Origin of the sequence: Streptomyces sp. 3330 (genome assembly GCF_031456635.1) — a bacterium.
Classification (GTDB): Bacteria; Actinomycetota; Actinomycetes; order Streptomycetales; family Streptomycetaceae; genus Streptomyces.
This window is the reverse complement of the sequence record NZ_JAVDVA010000014.1, coordinates 189,284-207,851: the sequence shown is the minus strand read 5'-3', so window position 1 is coordinate 207,851 and position 18,568 is coordinate 189,284. Positions and strand designations below refer to the sequence as shown.

21 protein-coding genes, 1 pseudogene and 1 riboswitch are annotated in these 18,568 nt (G+C 73.2%); of the genes and pseudogenes, 13 read left to right on the top strand and 9 right to left on the bottom strand.

From position 1 onward, the window contains the following. Positions 1-56: 56 nt before the first annotated feature. Positions 57-422 carry a helix-turn-helix domain-containing protein gene (locus J2X68_RS23860; protein WP_310434591.1) on the bottom strand — a complete coding sequence of 122 codons (366 nt, stop codon included), beginning with the start codon at positions 420-422 and terminating at the stop codon, positions 57-59. Between the two features lie 104 nt (positions 423-526). Between J2X68_RS23860 and J2X68_RS23855 the strand changes: the two genes are divergently transcribed. Continuing rightward, positions 527-1,372: an NAD(P)H-binding protein gene (locus J2X68_RS23855; RefSeq protein ID WP_310434590.1), complete on the top strand. Its 846-nt coding sequence runs from the start codon at positions 527-529 to the stop codon at positions 1,370-1,372. A gap of 1 nt (position 1,373) precedes the next feature. Here the strand turns inward: J2X68_RS23855 and J2X68_RS23850 are convergent, their stop codons facing one another. Beyond that, a complete protein-coding gene (locus J2X68_RS23850; RefSeq protein ID WP_310434589.1) occupies positions 1,374-1,952 on the bottom strand; it encodes a hypothetical protein in 579 nt (192 codons plus the stop codon). 124 nt (positions 1,953-2,076) lie between these two features. Here J2X68_RS23850 and J2X68_RS23845 point away from each other — a divergent pair, with 124 nt between their 5' ends. Then, positions 2,077-2,934: a MoxR family ATPase gene (locus J2X68_RS23845; RefSeq protein ID WP_310434588.1), complete on the top strand. Its 858-nt coding sequence runs from the start codon at positions 2,077-2,079 to the stop codon at positions 2,932-2,934. Then, positions 2,931-4,283 carry a VWA domain-containing protein gene (locus tag J2X68_RS23840; RefSeq protein ID WP_310434587.1) on the top strand — a complete coding sequence of 451 codons (1,353 nt, stop codon included), beginning with the start codon at positions 2,931-2,933 and terminating at the stop codon, positions 4,281-4,283. Before J2X68_RS23845 ends, J2X68_RS23840 begins: the two co-directional genes overlap by 4 nt. A gap of 20 nt (positions 4,284-4,303) precedes the next feature. Here J2X68_RS23840 and J2X68_RS23835 read toward each other — a convergent pair whose 3' ends face one another. The 3 genes from J2X68_RS23835 to J2X68_RS23825 all read right to left on the bottom strand — a co-directional run bounded on the left by J2X68_RS23835 (position 4,304) and on the right by J2X68_RS23825 (position 6,531). After that, positions 4,304-4,663 (bottom strand): cupin domain-containing protein, encoded by a 360-nt coding sequence (locus J2X68_RS23835; protein WP_310434586.1) that lies wholly within the window; start codon positions 4,661-4,663, stop codon positions 4,304-4,306. Between the two features lie 141 nt (positions 4,664-4,804). Next, the gene (locus J2X68_RS23830) at positions 4,805-5,779 is read right to left on the bottom strand and encodes a pyridoxal-phosphate dependent enzyme (RefSeq protein WP_310434585.1); all 975 of its coding nucleotides are present in this window, start codon (positions 5,777-5,779) and stop codon (positions 4,805-4,807) included. Further along, positions 5,776-6,531 carry a PAS domain-containing protein gene (locus J2X68_RS23825; protein WP_310434584.1) on the bottom strand — a complete coding sequence of 252 codons (756 nt, stop codon included), beginning with the start codon at positions 6,529-6,531 and terminating at the stop codon, positions 5,776-5,778. The genes J2X68_RS23830 and J2X68_RS23825 overlap by 4 nt, the downstream gene beginning before the upstream one ends. Positions 6,532-6,705: 174 nt before the next feature. Here J2X68_RS23825 and J2X68_RS23820 point away from each other — a divergent pair, with 174 nt between their 5' ends. Next, positions 6,706-7,524, top strand: coding sequence for an SAM-dependent methyltransferase (locus J2X68_RS23820; RefSeq protein ID WP_310434583.1), 819 nt, complete (start codon positions 6,706-6,708; stop codon positions 7,522-7,524). 10 nt (positions 7,525-7,534) lie between these two features. Here J2X68_RS23820 and J2X68_RS23815 read toward each other — a convergent pair whose 3' ends face one another. Then, a complete protein-coding gene (locus tag J2X68_RS23815) occupies positions 7,535-8,458 on the bottom strand; it encodes a helix-turn-helix transcriptional regulator (protein WP_310434582.1) in 924 nt (307 codons plus the stop codon). A 146-nt stretch (positions 8,459-8,604) separates the two neighbouring features. Further along, a complete protein-coding gene (locus J2X68_RS23810) occupies positions 8,605-8,826 on the bottom strand; it encodes a DUF397 domain-containing protein (RefSeq protein ID WP_399040676.1) in 222 nt (73 codons plus the stop codon). A 139-nt stretch (positions 8,827-8,965) separates the two neighbouring features. Between J2X68_RS23810 and J2X68_RS23805 the strand changes: the two genes are divergently transcribed. The 5 genes and pseudogenes from J2X68_RS23805 to J2X68_RS23785 all read left to right on the top strand — a co-directional run. Continuing rightward, on the top strand, positions 8,966-9,451 hold the full coding sequence (locus J2X68_RS23805) for an ATP-binding protein (RefSeq protein ID WP_310434580.1): 486 nt from the start codon (positions 8,966-8,968) through the stop codon (positions 9,449-9,451). Position 9,452: 1 nt separating this feature from the next. Next, positions 9,453-9,941 carry a hypothetical protein gene (locus J2X68_RS23800; protein ID WP_310434579.1) on the top strand — a complete coding sequence of 163 codons (489 nt, stop codon included), beginning with the start codon at positions 9,453-9,455 and terminating at the stop codon, positions 9,939-9,941. A gap of 76 nt (positions 9,942-10,017) precedes the next feature. After that, entirely contained in the window at positions 10,018-10,983 is a 966-nt protein-coding gene (locus tag J2X68_RS23795; protein WP_310434578.1) for a pirin family protein, read from the top strand. Between the two features lie 311 nt (positions 10,984-11,294). After that, on the top strand, positions 11,295-11,939 hold the full coding sequence (locus tag J2X68_RS23790) for a dihydrofolate reductase family protein (RefSeq protein WP_310434577.1): 645 nt from the start codon (positions 11,295-11,297) through the stop codon (positions 11,937-11,939). Between the two features lie 48 nt (positions 11,940-11,987). Then, positions 11,988-12,383: pseudogene (locus J2X68_RS23785) on the top strand (M1 family peptidase); the annotation flags it as partial. A 49-nt stretch (positions 12,384-12,432) separates the two neighbouring features. Here the strand turns inward: J2X68_RS23785 and J2X68_RS23780 are convergent. Continuing rightward, positions 12,433-12,903 (bottom strand): ATP-binding protein, encoded by a 471-nt coding sequence (locus J2X68_RS23780; protein WP_310434576.1) that lies wholly within the window; start codon positions 12,901-12,903, stop codon positions 12,433-12,435. A 179-nt stretch (positions 12,904-13,082) separates the two neighbouring features. Between J2X68_RS23780 and J2X68_RS23775 the strand changes: the two genes are divergently transcribed. The 3 genes from J2X68_RS23775 to metE all read left to right on the top strand — a co-directional run bounded on the left by J2X68_RS23775 (position 13,083) and on the right by metE (position 16,858). Then, entirely contained in the window at positions 13,083-13,451 is a 369-nt protein-coding gene (locus J2X68_RS23775) for an STAS domain-containing protein (protein WP_310434575.1), read from the top strand. Positions 13,452-13,525: 74 nt separating this feature from the next. After that, the gene (locus tag J2X68_RS23770) at positions 13,526-13,978 is read left to right on the top strand and encodes a nuclear transport factor 2 family protein (RefSeq protein WP_310434574.1); all 453 of its coding nucleotides are present in this window, start codon (positions 13,526-13,528) and stop codon (positions 13,976-13,978) included. 163 nt (positions 13,979-14,141) lie between these two features. Continuing rightward, positions 14,142-14,374: riboswitch (cobalamin riboswitch) on the top strand. Between the two features lie 165 nt (positions 14,375-14,539). After that, complete coding sequence (metE, locus tag J2X68_RS23765; RefSeq protein WP_310434573.1) at positions 14,540-16,858, top strand: 5-methyltetrahydropteroyltriglutamate--homocysteine S-methyltransferase; 2,319 nt, start codon at positions 14,540-14,542, stop codon at positions 16,856-16,858. 152 nt (positions 16,859-17,010) lie between these two features. Here metE and J2X68_RS23760 read toward each other — a convergent pair whose 3' ends face one another. Next, a complete protein-coding gene (locus tag J2X68_RS23760) occupies positions 17,011-17,421 on the bottom strand; it encodes an SAV_915 family protein (protein ID WP_310434572.1) in 411 nt (136 codons plus the stop codon). A gap of 325 nt (positions 17,422-17,746) precedes the next feature. On the opposite strand from J2X68_RS23760, the gene J2X68_RS23755 reads away from it, so the two are divergent. Beyond that, positions 17,747-18,313 carry a universal stress protein gene (locus J2X68_RS23755; RefSeq protein WP_310434571.1) on the top strand — a complete coding sequence of 189 codons (567 nt, stop codon included), beginning with the start codon at positions 17,747-17,749 and terminating at the stop codon, positions 18,311-18,313. The last annotated feature ends 255 nt before the right edge of the window (positions 18,314-18,568 follow it).

Below are 18,568 nucleotides of genomic sequence, written 5' to 3'. Positions count from 1 at the left end.
CCCGGCCCCGGAGATCGCGCGGATCTCCGGGGCCGGCTCACGTGGTGCGGTCGTGCTCATGTTCTGCGGTCGTACCCCTCCCGGGCCCGCGCCACCTCGGGCAGGTTCACGGTGGCCCATGCGGCGAGGTGGGCGAAGAGCGGCGCCAGGCTGAGGCCGAGTTCGCTGATCTCGTACTCGACGCGCGGCGGGACCTCCGGGTGGTAGGTGCGCACCACGAGGCCGTCGCGTTCCAGCTGACGCAGGCGCTGGGTCAGCACCTTGGGGGTGATGTGCGTGATCGCGCGTTCCAGCTCGCCGAACCGCTGACGGCCGCGGGCGTGCAGCGTCCACAGGATCGGCGTGGTCCAGCGGCTGAAGACGATGTCCACCACGGGGGCGATGGGACAGGCGAGTTCGGGATCGGCCGGGTCGCCGGTCATGTGCACCCCTCCGGGGAAGTCACTTTCCTCTGGGTACCTACTATACCGGCGGTGTTAGCGTCGCTCCGCAACGTCAACAACCCACCTGGAACAAGGAGTTGCTCATGATCGTGGTGACGGGGGCGACCGGGAACGTCGGCCGTGAACTGGTGCGTTCTCTGGCGGCCGCGGGCGAGCGGGTGACCGCCACGTCCCGGCACATCGCGGCGGCCGACGTCCCGGACGGCGTACGGACCGTGCGGTCGGACCTCACCGACGCGGCGAGCCTGCGGCCGGTGCTCGACGGGGCCGACGCACTGTTCCTCCAGAACGGCGGCGCCGCCCTGCACCTGCTCCGCCCGCGGGACCTCCTCGACGTGGCCAGGTCCGCCGGGGTCGGCCGGGTGGTGCTGCTGTCGTCCCAAGGGGTGGCGACCCGGCCCGGGTCGCGGTCGCACGGCGTCCTGGCCGGCGCGATCGAGGACGCCGTCCGGGAGTCGGGCCCGCAGTGGACGATCCTGCGGCCGGGCGGCTTCCACTCCAATGCCTACGCCTGGGCGGAGGCGGTCCGCACCCGCCGCACCGTCGCCGCGCCCTTCGGTGACGTCGGCCTGCCCACCGTCGACCCCGCCGACATCGCGGAGGTCGCGGCGGTCGCCCTGCGGCAGGAGGGGCACCACGGCCGGGTCTACGAGCTGACCGGGCCCGCCCTCACGACACCGCGCCTGCGGGCGGAGGCCGTCGGCAGGGCGATCGGGGAGCCGGTCCGGTTCGTCGAGCAGACGCGGGAGGAGGCACGGGCGCAGATGCTGGCCTTCATGCCGGAGCCGGTCGTCGAGACCACCCTCGCCATCCTCGGCGAACCGACGCCCGCGGAGCGGCTCGTCGGCCCGGACGTGGAGCGGGTCCTCGGCCGCGAGCCACGCGCCTTCGAGGAGTGGGCACGGCGCAACGCGGCCGCGTTCCGGTGACTCAGCAGTAGGTCATCGGGCAGCCGTACCGGAGCGAGTACTGGGCGGCGCGCAGGTAGAGCGCCGTGTAGAACGCCGTGGCCAGGTCCTCGGCCCAGCGGCCCGGCCGGGTGGCGGCGGCCTTCTCCGCCTCGCCTTCCAGGAACCAGAGGGTCAGTCCGAGATTGCCGCCGTCCGCCGGTATCACGTCCAGCGGCAGGCCGAGGGCCGCGGCGAGCCGCTCGGCGAGCGCGAGGACCTGCGGCGCTCCGACGACCAGGGTCTCGTCCGTGTACGCGGAGCCGACAGGCAGCGGGACGCCGTCGTCCAGCGCGAACGGGACCAGCACCGACCAGTCGAGCAGGGCGCGCCGCTCCTCGGGGGTCAGCCGCGCCCGGCACAGCGCGTCGAAGCCGTCCATGGACGGGCTGATCTTCTCCTCGAACCAGCCCGGCGCCTCCCGCACGGCCGGTCGCGGCTCGTACGGCGGCAGCCCGCGCCGCCCCAACTCCGTGTTCAGCGCGGCCGCGATGTCCCCGTACCCGTCCTCGCCGGGCTCCGACCAGTCCCGCGCGGTGACGCTCACCAGATACACACCCATGATCGCAACGTACCGCGCGCCACTGACAGCGCCTCCGAACGCTGATGACAACCGGGGTGAACAAGCGCTTAGATAGGTGATCGAACACTCGCCCAGCCCGCGACCGATCCGCCCGGAGGCCCCGTTGTTCACGTCCGTCGACGATGTCCGCGACCGGCTCGCGGAGAGCGGTTACCTGGCCTCCCCCGCCGTCGCCACCACCGTGTTCCTCGCCGACCGGCTCGGCAAGCCGCTGCTCGTGGAGGGGCCCGCAGGCGTCGGCAAGACAGAGCTCGCCAAGGCGGTGGCGCAGGTGGCGGGAGCCCGGCTGGTGCGGCTCCAGTGCTACGAGGGCGTCGACGAGTCCCGGGCCCTGTACGAGTGGAACCACGCCAAGCAGCTCCTGCGCATCACCGCGGGCCGCGACGAGACCTGGGACGAGACCCGCACGGACATCTTCAGCGAGGAGTTCCTCCTCCCCCGGCCGCTGCTGACCGCCATCCGCGGCGACGAGCCGACCGTCCTGCTGATCGACGAGACCGACAAGGCCGACGTCGAGGTGGAGGGGCTGCTGCTCGAAGTGCTCAGCGACTTCCAGGTCACCGTTCCGGAACTCGGCACGATCACCGCCGCGCGCCGCCCCTTCGTGGTGCTCACCTCCAACGCGAGCCGTGAACTGTCGGAGGCGCTGCGCCGTCGCTGCCTGTTCCTCCACATCGACTTCCCCGAGGAGGAGCTGGAGCGCCGGATCGTCCGCCTGAAGGTGCCCGGCATCGAGACGGCGCTGGCCGAGTCGGTGGTCCGGGTGATCGGCGCGCTGCGCGCGATGGACCTGCGCAAGGCGCCCTCCGTCGCCGAGACCATCGACTGGGCCCGCACCCTGCTCGCGCTCGGCGCGACCACCCTCGACGAGAACGTCGTACGCGACAGCCTGGGCGTGATCCTCAAGCACCAGGACGACATCCTCAAGGCCGGGGCGAAGCTCGACCTGGACGCCGTGTGAGCGCCGAGGCCGCCGACCGCCTGGTCGGCTTCGTCGCCGCGCTGCGCGCCCATGGCCTGCGCGTCGGCACCGGCGAGACGGTGGACGCCGCCGAGGCGGCGGCCGCGCTGGGGTTCGCGGACCGCGGGCTGCTGCGCGAGGGACTGGCCGCCACCCTGCTGCACTCGCCGGACCAGCGGCGGGTCTTCGACACCGTCTTCGACCTGTACTACCCGCACGGCGTCGGCGCGCCCCGGGGCGAACCCGGCGACCGGGACGGCCTGCGTGACCGGCTGGCCGCCGCGCTCGCCGCCGGCGACGAGGCGATGCTGGCCCGGCTGGCGATCGAGGCGGTCGACGGGCTCGGCGGGTACGGGAGTTCACCGGGAACGGACGGCTGGTCGTCGTACCAGATGCTGGAACGCCTGCGCCCGCAGACGCTGTTGGCACGGGTGCGGGACGACGTCCGGGCCCGGGGCGGTGACGTCGGGTTCACCGACCGGCTCCTCGAGGACGAGATCCGGCGCCGCATCGAGGCCTTCCGCGCGCTGGTGGCCGGGGAGGCGCGGCGCCGGGTGGCGGAGCGGCGCGGGCGGGACGAGATCGCCCGGCGGGCGGTGGCGCCGACCGCCGACCGGGTCGACTTCCTGTACGCCGGGAAGGACCGGCTGGCCGAACTGCGGCGGACGGTACAGCCGCTGGCCCGCAGGTTGGCGACCCGCATGGCCGCGCGCCGCCGCCGGGCCGCGCGGGGCGCCGTCGACCTGCGGCGGACCCTGCGCGGCTCGCTCTCGACGGGCGGGGTCCCGATGCGGCCGGTGCTGCGCCGGCGGCGTCCGGGCCGCCCCGAACTGGTGCTGCTGTGCGATGTGTCGGGTTCGGTGTCCGGCTTCTCCGACTTCACGATGCTGCTGGTCCAGGCGCTGCACGACCAGTTCAGCAAGGTACGGGTGTTCGCCTTCGTCAACCGGGTCGACGAGGTGACCGGCCTCCTCGAACACGGCGCGGCCGACCCGGAGGGCCTCGGTGCCCGCATCCGGGCCGAGGCGGACCTGACGGGCTACCACGGCAGCAGCGACTACGGCACGGCCCTGGGTGAGTTCACCGAACGCTACGGCGCGGCGGTCGGCCCGCGCACCACGGTGTTCGTGCTCGGCGACGCGCGGACGAACCTGAGCGACCCGAACCTGGCCGCGCTGCGCAGGATCGCCGAACAGGCGCGTCACGTCCACTGGTTGAACCCGGAGCCCCGCTCACTGTGGGGCACGGGCGACTCGGCCGCCCCCGAGTACGCCGCCGCGGTCGCGATGCACGAGTGCCGCAACGCTCACCAACTGGGCGCGCTGATCAGCCGGTTGCTTCCGGTCTGACCGTCCGCGGCCGCCTCGCCCTACTGTGCCTTCGCGTAGTCCTTCGCCATCGACCCGGCGAAGTCGTACACCACGCACTGCTCGTCGCCCACGACCCACGCGTCATGACCCGGCGACACCACGAAGACGTCGCCCGGGCCCAGTTCGCCCTCGCCGCCCTCGTCCATGGTGATGTGCATACGGCCCTGGACCACGTAGCCGTTGTGATGGATCTGGCAGGTGCCGGTGCCCGCGAGCGACGCGAGCGACTCGGACCAGCGCCATCCCGGTTCGAAGGTCGCCACGGCGAAGTCGAGCCCCGTCATGTGGACGGCCTCCAGGTGCCCCCGGGGGAAATCGCGCCGCTCGTCCGGCTTCTCGAGCGCCTTCACTTCCATCATGACGCTCCTCCTTCCGGCCGCGCCTCACCGCGGCCGGGGCCGGTCTCCCCGGCGGCCCTGGGCGTCGCCGGTCGGGGGCCGAGCCCCACCCCTCCATCCTCCGCCCGTCCCGCGGGGGCCGCCAATCGATGGCAGGGGTCTTCAGACGCCGCCGCACAGCTCGGCGAAGCGGCCGGTGTCGATGTTGCCGCCGGAGACGATCACGCCGACGCGCCGGGGCAGGGGGCCGACCCGCCCGGCGAGGAGGGCGGCGATCGGGGTGGCGCCGCTCGGCTCCACGACGATCTTCAGGCGTTCGAACGCGAACCGCATGGCGGCGCGGATCTCGTCGTCGCGGACCAGGGCGATCTCGTCCACGAGCCGCCGGTTCACCGAGAAGGTCAGCTCCCCCGGAATGTTCAGGGCCTGGCCGTCGGCGATGGTGCGCGGCACCGGGATCTCCACCCGGCGGCCCGCCTCCAGCGACCGTTTGGTGTCGTCCCCCGCCTCCGGCTCCACACCGACGATCCGGGTGCCCGGCCGCAGCCCCTTGACGGCGGTCGCGCTGCCGGCGATCAGTCCGCCGCCCCCGACCGGCACCAGCAGGGCGTCCAGCTCGCCCGCCTCTTCGAGGAGTTCCAGCGCGGCTGTGCCCTGGCCCGCCATGACGTGCGGGTGTTCGTAGGGCGGGATGAGCGCCAGGCCCCGGTCGGCCGCCAGCGCCTCGGCGATGGCGGCCCGGTCGCCGGTGTAGCGGTCGTAGGTCACGATCTCGGCGCCGTAGCCCTCCGTCGCCGCCCGCTTGGAGGCGGGCGCGTCCTCGGGCATGACGATCACCGCGGTGGTGCCGAGTTCGCGCGCGGCGAGGGCGACGGCCTGGGCGTGGTTGCCCGAGGAGTAGGCGGCGATGCCCCGGGCGAGCTGTTCGGGAGCGAGCCGGGAGGCGGCGTTGTAGGCGCCGCGGAACTTGAACGCCCCGACGCGCTGGAAGTTCTCGCACTTCAGCAGGACCTCGGCGCCGACCAGCGCGTCCAGGGTGCGGGAGCGCAGCACGGGTGTGCGGTGCGCGACGCCCTTGAGCCGGGCTGCCGCGTCGCGCACGTCGTCGAGGGTGATCGGCAGGGGGGTGGTCGTCACGGGTGTGCTCCCTCGGGGTTGTCGTCGGTGGCCGGGGCGCCGTGGGCGCCCGCGTCGTCGCCGGTGCCGTCGGCCCCGGTCTCGTTCGTGGAGCCGGCCTCGTGCACGGCCCTGGCCTGGGAGAGATAGCTGTAGGCGGAGGCGCGGGAGATGCCGAGGCGGGCGGCGACCTGCTCGATCGCGCGGCGCACGGCGAAGACGCCGCGTTCGTCCAGTCCACGGAACAGCGCGAGGCGACGCGCCCGGTCGAGACCGGCCCAGGTCTGGCCCTGCCGCCGCAGACGGTCGTCGAGGAGGGCGTCGACGACGGAGTCGATGTCGTCGCCGAACGTGGTCACGGGCGCCTCGGCCCGGCCGCCCGCCGCTCCCGCGAGCGCGGCCAGCAGGTCCTGCACCCGGTCCACCTCGGTGACGTCCACGTTGACGCACAGCGCGCCGAACACCGCGCCCGCGGAGTCGCGCAGCACCATCGTGGACGACTTCACCAGCCGTCCGGCGCCGGTGCGGGTGACGTAGTTCAGCTCGTCGACGGCCTCGTCGCCGAGGGCGAGGACCCGCATGCCGATCTCGCTCATCGCCCCGCCGACCGTCCGGCCCGTCACCGATCCGGCCACCGCGACGACGGACTTCTCCGGCCGGCGGTAGTCGTGCAGCACGACCTCGCACACCGGCCCGAACGTCGCGGCGATCCCGTCGACGACGGGGGTGAGCGCACGCAGGATCAGGTCCTGCTCGGCCTCCCGGGATTCCATGACGCAATTAGACCACACGTCCAGAGGTTGGACCATCAGTCCAGCATCGAGGGCTCCGGGGCGACACCGTCAGGGGAACCGTCGATCAAGGGGGTGGTTCGCCAATTGCCCTTTCCCTAGGATGTGTTGTCGACCGCGCCAGTCCGTGGCACGGCGCCGTCCCGGGGGTAAGAGATGCAGCCTGGCAAGCAGCTGTCCACGTCGATCGATGCGGCCGTCCCCACAGCCGCCCGCATGTACGACCACTACCTGGGCGGCAAGGACAACTACGCGGCCGACCGGGCCGCCTGCGCGGAACTCGACAAGGTCGTCCCGAGCACCCGCGCCCTCGCGCTGAACAACCGGCGCTTCCTCCAGCGCGTGGTGAGGACCCTGACGCAGGAGTTCGGGATCCGGCAGTTCCTGGACCACGGCTCCGGCCTGCCCACCCAGGACAACGTGCACCAGGTAGCCCAGCGCATCGACCCGACGGCGCACGTGGTCTACGTCGACAACGACCCCATGGTGCTCGTGCACGGCCGGGCCCTGCTGGAGCAGGACGACCGGACCACCGTCATCCACGCCGACATGCGGCAGACCGAGGCGATCTTCTCGCACGAGGACACCCGGCGGCTGATCGACTTCTCGCAGCCGGTGGCCGTGCTGTTCAACTCGGTCTTCCACTGCATCCCCGACAGCGACACCGACGGTCCGCAGGCGGTGGTCCGCCGGGTGACCGAACGTCTCGCGCCCGGGAGCTTCCTGGTGATGTGCCAGCTGGTCAGCGAGGACGCGAAGGTCAGGGAGTTCGTCACCGACTTCATGGACAAGGCCACGCAGGGCCACTGGGGCCGGGTGCGCCAGGAGAAGGACGTCGCGTCCTTCTTCGAGGGCACGGAGATCCTCGACCCGGGCCTGGTGGAGGTCTCCACCTGGCGGCCGGACACCGAGGTCGTGCCCCGTCAACTCACTCAGGAGTGGATCGAGTTCGGTGGCGTGGGCCGCCTGAGCTGAGCGGCTCAGCTCACGGAGCGGCGGCGTAGCGCCGCTCCGCCGTCTCCTTCAGCAGCGCGATCGAGGCACGCGGATCGAGGGCCTCGTCCGCGAGCCGGTCCAGCGCGACCCGGTACTCCTCCGTCTCGTCCCGGTCCTCCAGGAAGGTCGCGCTCCGGATCTGCTCCAGGTAGACGACGTCGGGCAGGTCGACGCCGCCGAACCGCAGATAGGTGACCGGTATGGCCGGCGCGGAGGCATGCGTGACGTCCAACGGCACGACCTGGACCGTGACATGGGGCAGCGAGGCCATCTCCACCAGGTGGTCGAGCTGCTCACGCATCACGTCCCGGCCGCCCAGCACGCGCAGCAGCACCGACTCGTCGAGGACCGCCCACACGCGCGGGGCGTCCGGCCGTCGCAGCAGTTCGGTGCGCCGCGTGCGCAGCTCCACCCGGCGCTCGACCTCCCGGGACGTGGCCGAGGGCAGCCCGCGCTCGACGACGGCACGTGCGTACGCGGGGGTCTGCAACAGGCCCGGCACGTACTGGATCTCGAAGGTACGGATCGCGGTCGCGGCCTCCTGGAGACCCACCAGCCGGTCGAACCACTCGGGCATGAGCCGCTTGTCGTAGCGCTGCCACCAGCCCGGCTCGCCCGCCTGCCGGAGCAGCCGGAGGAGCACCGACGCCTCGTGCTCGTCGGTCCCGTACAACGACAGCAGCGCGCGGACGTCCGCCTCGACGGGCGGCCTGCGGCCCTTGCCCGCCTCGATGCGCGACAGCTTCGCCGGACTGAACCCGACCGCCTTCGCGGCCTGGTCCTGGGACAGGCCGGCATCCTCCCGGATCCCCGCAAGCTGCACGCCGACCAGCATTTTGAGCAAGGTCGGGGCGGGCTCGGCCCGGTTCAGATACGGTTCGAGGCGGGACACCCGAGGCGACTCGACAGACATCCTGACTCCCCGTGGACCGGCAGACGACAGACCGCAGTATCGCATCCGAAGCCCTCCGACCGCACGCGGCAGGGGAATTGAGCCTCGACACACTCCCCTCGGACCAGGGGTCGAACCGTGCGTCGGACCGGTTGTCGGACCGGTTGTCAGACCAGGTGGTCGAACTCCCCGCCCTTCGCCCCGGCCACGAACGCCGCCACCTCGGCCGGCGTGTACACCAGCGCCGGACCGTCGGGATCGCGGGAGTTGCGCAGCGCGACGCCTCCCCCGGCCAGGGCCGCGACCTCCACGCAGTTGCCCTCGGCGTTGCTGTGACTGCTCTTGATCCAGCGGACGCCCAGCGAACTCGCCCGCACTCCGTTCGACACTGACGACACTGCACTCTCCTCGCTTCGTACGCGCAATTTCTCGTGAAATTGCACGAGGACCTCGTCAGCGTGGATAATAGCCATGCCGTCAACCGCAGTTCCAACCCGTTGTCCTGACGCCGCCTCAGGGAGATGCCCCGTGTCATCACCTGCGCAGTTCCGGAGCCACGAGTCCGTCTCCGTCCGCGTTTCCCCCAGAACTGCCGCCCTGTACCTCACGGGCAGCCGGGAGGGATTCGCCCAGGCACGGGAGTTCACCCAGCGCACGCTCGGCTGCTGGTCCCTGGAACGCTGCGCCGACGACGCGGTCACCGTCGTCACCGAACTGGCGGCCAACGCCGTTCTGCACGCGCTCCCGCACACCTCGACGCACGAGTTCCCCGTACGGCTCCGGCTCACCCTGCGCCGCGCGCACCTGGTGTGCGCGGTCACCGATCCGAGCGACAGCCTGCCCGTCCACGCGCGCACCGCGGACCCCCTCCTGGAACACGGCCGCGGACTGCACATCATCGAGGCCCTCTCCGACCACTGGGGCTGGACCCGGCGCACTCCCGTGGGCAAGACCGTCTGGGCGATGCTGCCGACCTGCTCCCGTCCCGACCCCGACCCGACAACCCACTTCTGACATGACTGCGACGAAGAGATCCGCACCGCTCCAGGACCTGGGACACGTGCCGTGGCCCGAGATCAAGGACTCCACCGGTTCCGCGGCGGGCATCCCCTTCCTGCTCACCACGCTGGCCCGCGGCGACGCGGAGAGCGCCGGCTCAGCGCTCGGCCAACTGCGCCGCCGCATCTGCCAGTTCGGCTTCGTCGTCGACCAGGCGACGGCGGCCACGGTGCCCTTCCTCTGGGAGCTCGTCCGGCTCCCGCAGGTCACCTGCCGTGCGGAGATCCTGCGCCTGCTGAAGAGCATCGCCGACGCCCGGCAGTGGGAGACCACCGCCGCCGCCTACCCCAAGCTGCTGCACCACCCCGACAACTACGTGGCCTGGGAACGCGCGGCCCGGCACGCCGTCCACGCCCAGCGCGACGTCCTGCCGCACCTGCTCGCCGAGCGGGACACCGACATCGTGCGGGCCACCACGGAACTCGCCGCGACGCTGGCCGGCTGAACCCGCGCCGAGGGGCACGCCGAACCCGGCGCCGCTCCTTCTGCGCGCCGCCGCGCCCGACCGCTAGGTTGACCGCATGAGCAACCTTGACCGCGCGCCCGTACCGAGTCCGTGCGGCGGCCGTGGATTCGTCGTCGCCGAACCCGTCCGCGAGCTGCTGAGCCCCCGGCAGGTGCGGCTCGGCGGGTCCACCGAGGTGCGCCGGCTGCTGCCGAACCTCGGCCGGCGCATGATCGGCGCCTGGGCGTTCGTCGACCACTACGGCCCCGACGACATCGCCGACGAGCCCGGCATGCAGGTCCCGCCGCATCCGCACATGGGGCTGCAGACCGTCAGCTGGCTGCACGAGGGCGAGGTGCTGCACCGCGACTCGACCGGCAGCCTCCGGACCATCCGCCCCGGCGAGCTGGGGCTGATGACCTCGGGGCGCGCGATCAGCCACTCCGAGGAGAGTCCCCGCTCGCACGCCCGGTATCTGCACGGCGCCCAGCTGTGGGTCGCGCTGCCGGACGCCCACCGGCACACCGACCCCCGCTTCGAGCACCACGCCGACCTGCCCACGGTCACCGCCCCCGGCCTCACCGCCACCGTGCTCCTCGGCTCCCTCGACGGCTCCGTCTCCCCCGGCACGACGTACACCCCCCTCGTCGGCGCCGACCTGGCGCTCGCCCGGGGCGCCGACGTCCGGCTGCCACTGGTCCCCGACTTCGAGTACGGCGTGCTGTCGATGTCCGGCGAGGTGGAGGTGGACGGGGTGCCCGTGCTGCCGGGCTCGATGCTCTACCTCGGCTGCGGCCGCACCGAACTGCCCCTGCGGGCCGAGTCCGACGCGGGCCTGATGCTCCTGGGCGGCGAGCCGTTCGAGGAGGAGCTCGTCATGTGGTGGAACTTCGTCGGCCGGTCCCAGGAGGAGATCGCCCAGGCCCGCGAGGACTGGACGACGGGCACCCGCTTCGGCGAGGTGAAGGGCTACGACGGGGATCCGCTGCCCGCACCGCAACTGCCCCCGACACCGCTGAAGCCACGGGGAAGGGTGCGCTGACCTGACCCGGGAGGCGCCCCGCCCGACGCTCCCGCGGGAAGAGGCGGCGGCACCCCCTGAGCCACCCACCGCTCCCTCCCCTCCCCGCACCTCCCCGCCGACCGGTCGCCCACAGCCCCCGATCACGCCGATCACCCCCATGACCTGCGGTGACGCCGGACGAACCGCGGCCGTCCGGTGGGGACGCGGCCGGTGATCTATCGTGAGTCAGGAGTGCCGAGACAGGCGGGCACCCGGGTGTCGTCGCGGCGATGATTCCGTCGGCGCCCACCGGTCTACCTCCCCACCGAGACCGTCACCGGGAGCAGGACATGGGCCTCATCCACATCGAGCTGTTCGCGACCCTCGACCTCGTCGGGCAGGCGCCCGGCGGCCCCGACGAGGACCCCGTGGGGTTCCCGTTCGGCGGCTGGCAGGCGCCCCTGCTGGACGAGGTCGCCGGGGCGCAGGTCATGGCCGCGTACGAGGGGACGGACGCCCTTCTGCTCGGCCGGCGGACGTACGACATCTTCGCCGCCTACTGGCCGCACCAGGAGGGCGGCGAGGACAACGCGATCGCCACGCTCTTCAACAAGGTCCCGAAGTACGTGGCCTCCCGGGGCAGGCCCGACCTCGCGTGGGCCGGGTCGACGCAGCTCGGGCCGGACCTGGCCGGCGCGGTGCGCGAGATCCGGGACAGGCACCGGCACGTGAAGGTCGTCGGCAGTCTGAACCTGGTGCAGACCCTCCTGCGCGAGAAGCTCTTCGACCGTCTCGACCTCTGGGTGCACCCGATCGTGCTCGGCGTCGGGAAGAAGGTCTTCGACGGTGGCGCGGTGCCCACGAACGTCACCCTCCTCGAACCACCGGCTGCCGGTCCGAAGGGCACCGTGTACCTGCGCTACGGGCTCGGCGAGGGCACGCCCGGGACGGGAGACATGAGCGCCCCCGATCGCGGTCTCGCGCGCGAGGACTGAGGCCGCCCCGCGCCCGGCTCGGGGACTCGGCGGACGGCCCGAGCCACAGGTCACCGTTTCCTCGGCAACGCGCTGCCGGTGCTGGCCGTGCACGACGCGAGGGGGTGGCACCTCGACCCGTACGTGGCGCTCGGTGAGAGCTTCTACGCCCTGACGAGCGACTTCCGCGTCCGTCTCGACCATCCGTCGGCCCTGAAGGTGCCCGCGACCGGTCGCACCCGAACCCTCCCCGGCGGCCCCGGCCGTACGGTCACCGTCGGCGTCGCGGACCGGGTGCGGGACTTCGCGTGGGCCGCGGGCCCGTTCCGCACGGCGACGCAGACCTCGCCCGGGGGCGTGCGCGTGACGTCGTACTGGGCGGCCGGCACCCCCGCCGAGGGGGTACGGCTCACCCGCGCGGACGCCGTCGCCGCGATCGACCGGTTCGGCCGGGAGTTCGGCCGCGCGCAGGTCCCGGGCCGCGCCGGGCGGCCGCGGAGTACGCGGCGCCGGGTCAGGTGCGGGTGGTGCTGTCGCAGGGTGTGTCGGCCAGGGCGATGCGGGCCGTGATGCGTTTGCCGACCGGTTCCTGCTCGACGAAGAGGTCCTCCGTCACGGCCTTGACGATTTCCAGCCCGTGCTGGCCGATCCTGCCGGGATCGCTCGACCGGGCCGCGGGAACCGTGGGATCGCTGTCCCACACGACGACCTCCACCGCGTGGGCGGTGAGGCGCAGTTCCATCAGGACGGGGCCGGGGGCGTACTTGCGGGCGTTGGTGACCAGCTCGCTCACCACGAGCTGGGTGAGGTCCCTGGCGCGCGCGGGATCGGGCAGGCCATAGCGGTCATGGGCCTGGTCGAGGAAGGACAGGGCATGGTGGCGGGCGTCCGCGATGCAGCCGTCGTCCGCGTCCAGGGCGTGTCCGGCGCGCATCAGGTGGCCGTCCGGCCCGGCACGGCTGTCGCCTCCCGCGTGGGATTCCACGTGTCTCGCCCTCACTCCCCCGGTCACCTGCGCCGGTACCCGCGATCGCGGCATGCATGCCACGGGTTGCCGATCGGCTCGGCTCTGCGGCCCGGGTGCATGCCGCCGCGATGACGGGGCAGAATCCTCCGCGCACGCGCCCTCACCCGGGGGTCAGCCCAGACGCAGTCGAGGAGACGGTGACCGACATCGAGAGAGCGGACCGGCCGAAGAGCCTGTCCGTCGAACATCGCGTGGTCGACGGCGTTCGCGTCGTGACCGTGCAGGGCGAGATCGACCACGACGTGAAGGACGCCCTCGGCGAGGCCCTGCTCCGCGAGGACGGCACGGCGCCGCCCCCGCGGATCGTGGCGGACCTCGGCGGCGTGACCTTCATGGACTCCAGCGGTATCAACGTCCTCCTCGCCGTCCACCGGCGCGTGAGCGCCGCGCAGGGCTGGTTGCGCGTCGCCGCCGCGCGGGAGCCCGTCCTGCACGTCCTGCGTCTGGTCGGCGTCGACGCCCTGCTCTCCTGTCACCCCACCGTCGAGCAGGCCCTGCGCCCCTGAGGGAGCCGGCGCCTCGCCGGGGCCGGTCGCTCCGGCCTTGACCTCAAGTCCGCTTGAGGGCAGACGCTTCGGCCATGACCACACAGACGGATCACTTCGAGATCAGCACCCTCGTCAGCCGCTTCTTCCGCGCTCTGGACGAGCGGAACCTCGTCGGTGACGGGGCCCGCGCCTACGTCACCGACGACGTGCGGTCGGTGACCCCGGTGGGCGCGGCCGACGGCGCCGAGGCGATGGCGCACGCCCAGGAGGCACTGGGGAGGTACGCCCGCACCCAGCACATCGCCTCCGACGTCCTGGTCGACGTGGAACCGGACTCGGGGAGGGCCACGGCGTCCTGGAACGCGTTGATGACGCACGTGCACCACGAGGCCACGCTCCGGCGGCGCGGCGCGGACGCCGATCCCCTCTTCACGGTGGGCGGGCGCTGGGAAGCCGAGCTGCGGCGCGAGCGCGAGGGCTGGCGCATCAGCCGCATGTCCGTGCGGGCGGTGTGGACCACAGGGCAGCCGCCCGAACTCGCCTGACGGCCGCGGCAGGTACCGAGGACCCGGCGACCGCTGCCCGGGACGGGCGGGCAGCGCGAGCGGGCGCTTCCCGCCGTCGGCCCGTCCCAAGCACGCCGAGCGCGTGTTCCACCTCACCATCCGGATACCGGAGGTGATCCGCCGCACCGCAGAACGGGCCCGTAGGCTGACGGGCGCAGCTGGTTCGCCCCGTCCGCCAGACGGGATGCGTCGCAAGAGGGAACCCGGTGGGAATCCGGGACTGCCCCGCAGCGGTGAACGGGAACGACCGCCGTCATACGCACTGGACCCACGCACAGGGTCTGGGAAGCGACGGCCAGTAGGTGTCGCGTACGCACTCCGTACGATCCGACGTGCCCGTGAGTCCGAAGACCTGCCCGTTGCCCGCGCGCGAAAGGACTCGTGCGCGGACATCCCGGTGACCTCGTGGGCGGGTCGGCGTATCTGTCGGGCGGACGACCGCGCTGTGCCGCGCAAGGTCGGTCCCGTCCGGTCCGTCACCCCTTCGCGCTCGCGTCCCGTCCCGGGATCCCAGGGAGATATCTCGCGAAGGAGATTTCCGTGACAGCGAAGTCCGCGGCCGCGGCAGCACGGGCCACCGTGTACGGCTACCCCCGGCAGGGTCCGAACCGGGAACTGAAGAAGGCCGTCGAGAGCTACTGGAAGGGCCGCGTCACCGCCGACGCCCTCCGGACGACCGCCGCCGCCCTGCGCGCGGCCAACTGGCGACGGCTCGCCGACGCCGGCATCGACGAGGTCCCGACCGGCGACTTCTCGTACTACGACCACGTCCTGGACACCACCGTCATGGTCGGCGCGGTCCCGGCCCGCCACCGCGACGCCGTCGCCGCCGACCCGCTCGACGGCTACTTCGCGATGGCGCGCGGCACCCAGGACGTCGCGCCGCTCGAGATGACCAAATGGTTCGACACCAACTACCACTACCTGGTGCCCGAGTTGGGCCCGGACACCGACTTCACGGCCGATCCGTCCAAGCAGGTGGCCGAGCTCGGGGAGGCCCTCTCCCTCGGACTGAACGCCCGTCCGGTGCTGGTCGGCCCGGTCACCTACCTGCTGCTCGCCAAGCCCGCCCCGGGCGTGCCCGCGGACTTCGGGCCGCTCACCCTGCTGGACCGGCTGCTGCCGGTGTACGCCGAGGTCCTCGCCGACCTGCGCGCGGCCGGCGCGGAGTGGGTGCAGCTGGACGAGCCCGCCCTCGTCGAGGACCGCACCCCGGCCGAACTGGGCGCCGCCGCCCGCGCCTACCGCGAGCTCGGCACGGCGACCGACCGGCCCAAGCTCCTGGTCGCCTCCTACTTCGACCGGCTCGGCGACGCCCTGCCGGTCCTGGCCAAGGCCCCCGTCGACGGACTCGCCCTGGACTTCACCGGCGCGGCGGCCGTCCACCTCGACGCCCTCGCGGCGGTGGGCGGCCTGCCCGGCAAGCGGCTGGTCGCCGGCGTCGTCGACGGCCGCAACGTCTGGACCAACGATCTGGAGAAGTCCCTCGCCACCCTCGGCACCCTGCTCGGGCTGGCCGACCGGGTCGACGTGGCCGCCTCCTGCTCCCTGCTCCACGTGCCCCTCGACACGGCCCCGGAGCGGGAGATCGAGCCGCAGCTCCGGCGCTGGCTGGCCTTCGCCCGCCAGAAGACCGCCGAGGTCGTCACCCTCGCCAGGGGCCTGACCCTCGGCACCGACGCGATCACCGGCGAACTGGCCGCGAACCGGGCCGACCTGGCCGCCCGGGCCACCTCCCCGATCACCCACGATCCGGCCGTCCGCGCCCGCGCCGCCGCCGTCCGGGACACCGACGCCCACCGCTCGCAGCCGTACGCCGAACGGGCCGCGGCCCAGCGCGCCCACCTCGGCCTGCCCCTGCTGCCGACCACCACCATCGGGTCCTTCCCGCAGACCGGCGAGCTGCGCGCCGCCCGCGCCGACCTGCGCGCCGGCCGGATCGACACCGCCGCTTACGAGAAGCGCATCAAGGCCGAGATCCAGGCCGTCGTCTCCTTCCAGGAGAGGGCCGGCCTGGACGTCCTCGTACACGGCGAGCCCGAACGCAACGACATGGTCCAGTACTTCGCCGAACAGCTCACCGGGTACCTGGCCACGGAACACGGCTGGGTGCAGTCGTACGGCACCCGTTACGTCCGCCCGCCGATCCTGGCCGGCGACATCTCCCGTCCCGAGCCGATGACCGTGCGCTGGACGACGTACGCCCGGTCCCTCACCGACCGCCCGGTCAAGGGCATGCTCACCGGTCCCGTGACCATGCTCGCCTGGTCCTTCGTCCGCGACGACCAGCCCCTCGGCGACACCGCCCGCCAGGTCGCCCTGGCCCTGCGCGACGAGGTCGGGGACCTGGAGGCGGGCGGGACCTCGGTGATCCAGGTGGACGAACCCGCGCTGCGCGAGACCCTGCCGCTGCGGGCCGCCGACCGTCCGGCCTACCTGGCCTGGGCGACCGAGGCGTTCCGGCTCAGCACCTGCGGCGTGCGTCCGGACACCCAGATCCACACCCACATGTGCTACGCCGAGTTCGGCGACATCGTGCGGGCGATCGACGATCTCGACGCCGACGTCATCAGCCTCGAAGCGGCCCGCTCCCACATGCAGGTCGCCCGCGAACTCGCGGCGCACGGCTATCCGCGGGAGGCCGGACCGGGCGTCTACGACATCCACTCCCCCCGGGTCCCGAGCGCCTCGGAGGCCGCCGAGCTGCTCCGTACCGGCCTCCGGGCCATCCCGGCCGAGCGTCTCTGGGTCAACCCCGACTGCGGCCTGAAGACCCGCGGGTGGCCCGAGACGCGCGCCTCGCTGGAGAACCTGGTCGCCGCCGCCCGCACGGTCCGTGAGGAACTCTCCGCGTCCTGACGGCAGACGGCGGTCCGAGCCGGCCGGGGGAGGAGGCAGCCGCCGCCCTCCCCCGGCCCGGTTTCGGGCCTTCCCTCCCCGGTGGCCTCGGCCGTGGCACCGGCGTACGGCGAGGGGCGCCGGCAGGGCCGCTCCCGTCCTGGCCGACCCGCTCAGGCGGTCGGCAGCGCGGTGACGGGCGGTGCTGTCGTGGGCGGTGAGGCGGTGACCGGTGGAGTGGTCGACGGCGGAGGAGTGGTGGGCACCGTTGCGGGGACCGGGGACCTGACCGGCGCGGGGGCCGGGGCGGTGAGCTGCGGGTCCACCGTGACGGTGGTGACACCGAGCGGGCCGGTCAGTGCGCGCAAGGCGGGCTCGGCGAGCCGGATCCACGCCTGACCGGGGCCGAGCGTCGCGGTCAGCCGGTGCTCGGAGGTGAAGCCGACGGCCGTGCGGTCGCCGGGAGGGGTGCGGAAGAGCCGGGCCGCGCACCCGGAGGGGCCCGGCCGGACCGGGACGTACAGGGGTCCGGCCGGGAATCGATCGGCGGGTTCGGGGTCGTCGCCGTACGGGGTTTCCCTCATGGATGCCTCCTGAAGGGCACGGGGTTGCACAGGGTCCGGGAGCCCCGGACGCGGGGAGGCGGACCGGGGCTCGCCTTCGACGTTATGCCTCTCGGCCTCCGTCCGGGCGTGCCCTGACGGGACGCTGACGCCGGCTCGGGGGTCCTTGACGCACCACTGACACGGCAGGCTCGGGGGGCGCGAGGAGAGGGACGACCCGTCGGAGGGAAGCCGGGATCGGACGTACGGGCTGTCAGGAGCCTCGCGGGGTAGGCGGGACGACAGCGGTTTTGCGCAAGGTCGCCGCCCGGAGAGGCCGGTCGGCGCACGCAGAACGGAGGAAGAGATGTCCGAGTCCCGCCCGTCCCCGGCCGCCCGTGTCGTCGTGGGGGTGAGCGGCTCCCTGGGGAGTCTCACCGCCCTGGGCCGGGCCGCCGACGAGGCACGGCGCCGGGGAGCCGAGCTCTGGCCGGTGCTGGCCTGGGAGCCGCCCGGCGGGGAGCTCGCCGTCCGCCGGTCGACGGCCGCGGCCGTCCTGGGCGAGGACTGGGAACGGCTGGCGCGCGAGAGGCTGCTCGGTGTCCTGGGCGAGGCCTTCGGCGGTGACGGCGGCGGGTTGCGCGTCCGGGCCCTGATCGCGCGGGGCACGCCGGGCCCGGCGTTGGTCGCGACCGCCGACCGGGAGGACGACCTCCTGGTGATCGGCGCCGGACGGCGTGGCCTGCTGCACCGCGCGCTGTGGCCGTCGACCAGCCGCTACTGCCTCGCCCGCGCCGGCTGCCCGGTCCTGGCGGTGCCGCCGTCACCTCTCCAGGCCACCCTCGCGGCCGCGCAGCGCAGGAACGCGTGGCGGCTTCGACTGGACACCGGGCACCTGGCGAGGGAGTTCGAGACCGTGCCGCCCGACGCCTGAGGCGTACCCCCGGGCGACCGGCCGGGGTCGTCGATTGAGCTGACAGCCACCGCGAACTCCGGGTCTTCCCGAGGGCGAAGGTGTGGCCCGTGTCTCCGGCCGGGGGGCCGGAAGGGTGCGGCGTCCGTACCGTCTAGGCTCCGGATCATGCGCATACTGGTCTTGGAGGACGATCCCGAGTCGGGGTCCGTCATCGCCGCTCAGCCGCCCGCGACGGGTTCGCGGGGGAACTCCCGCGGGCTCCGGCAGGGCCGC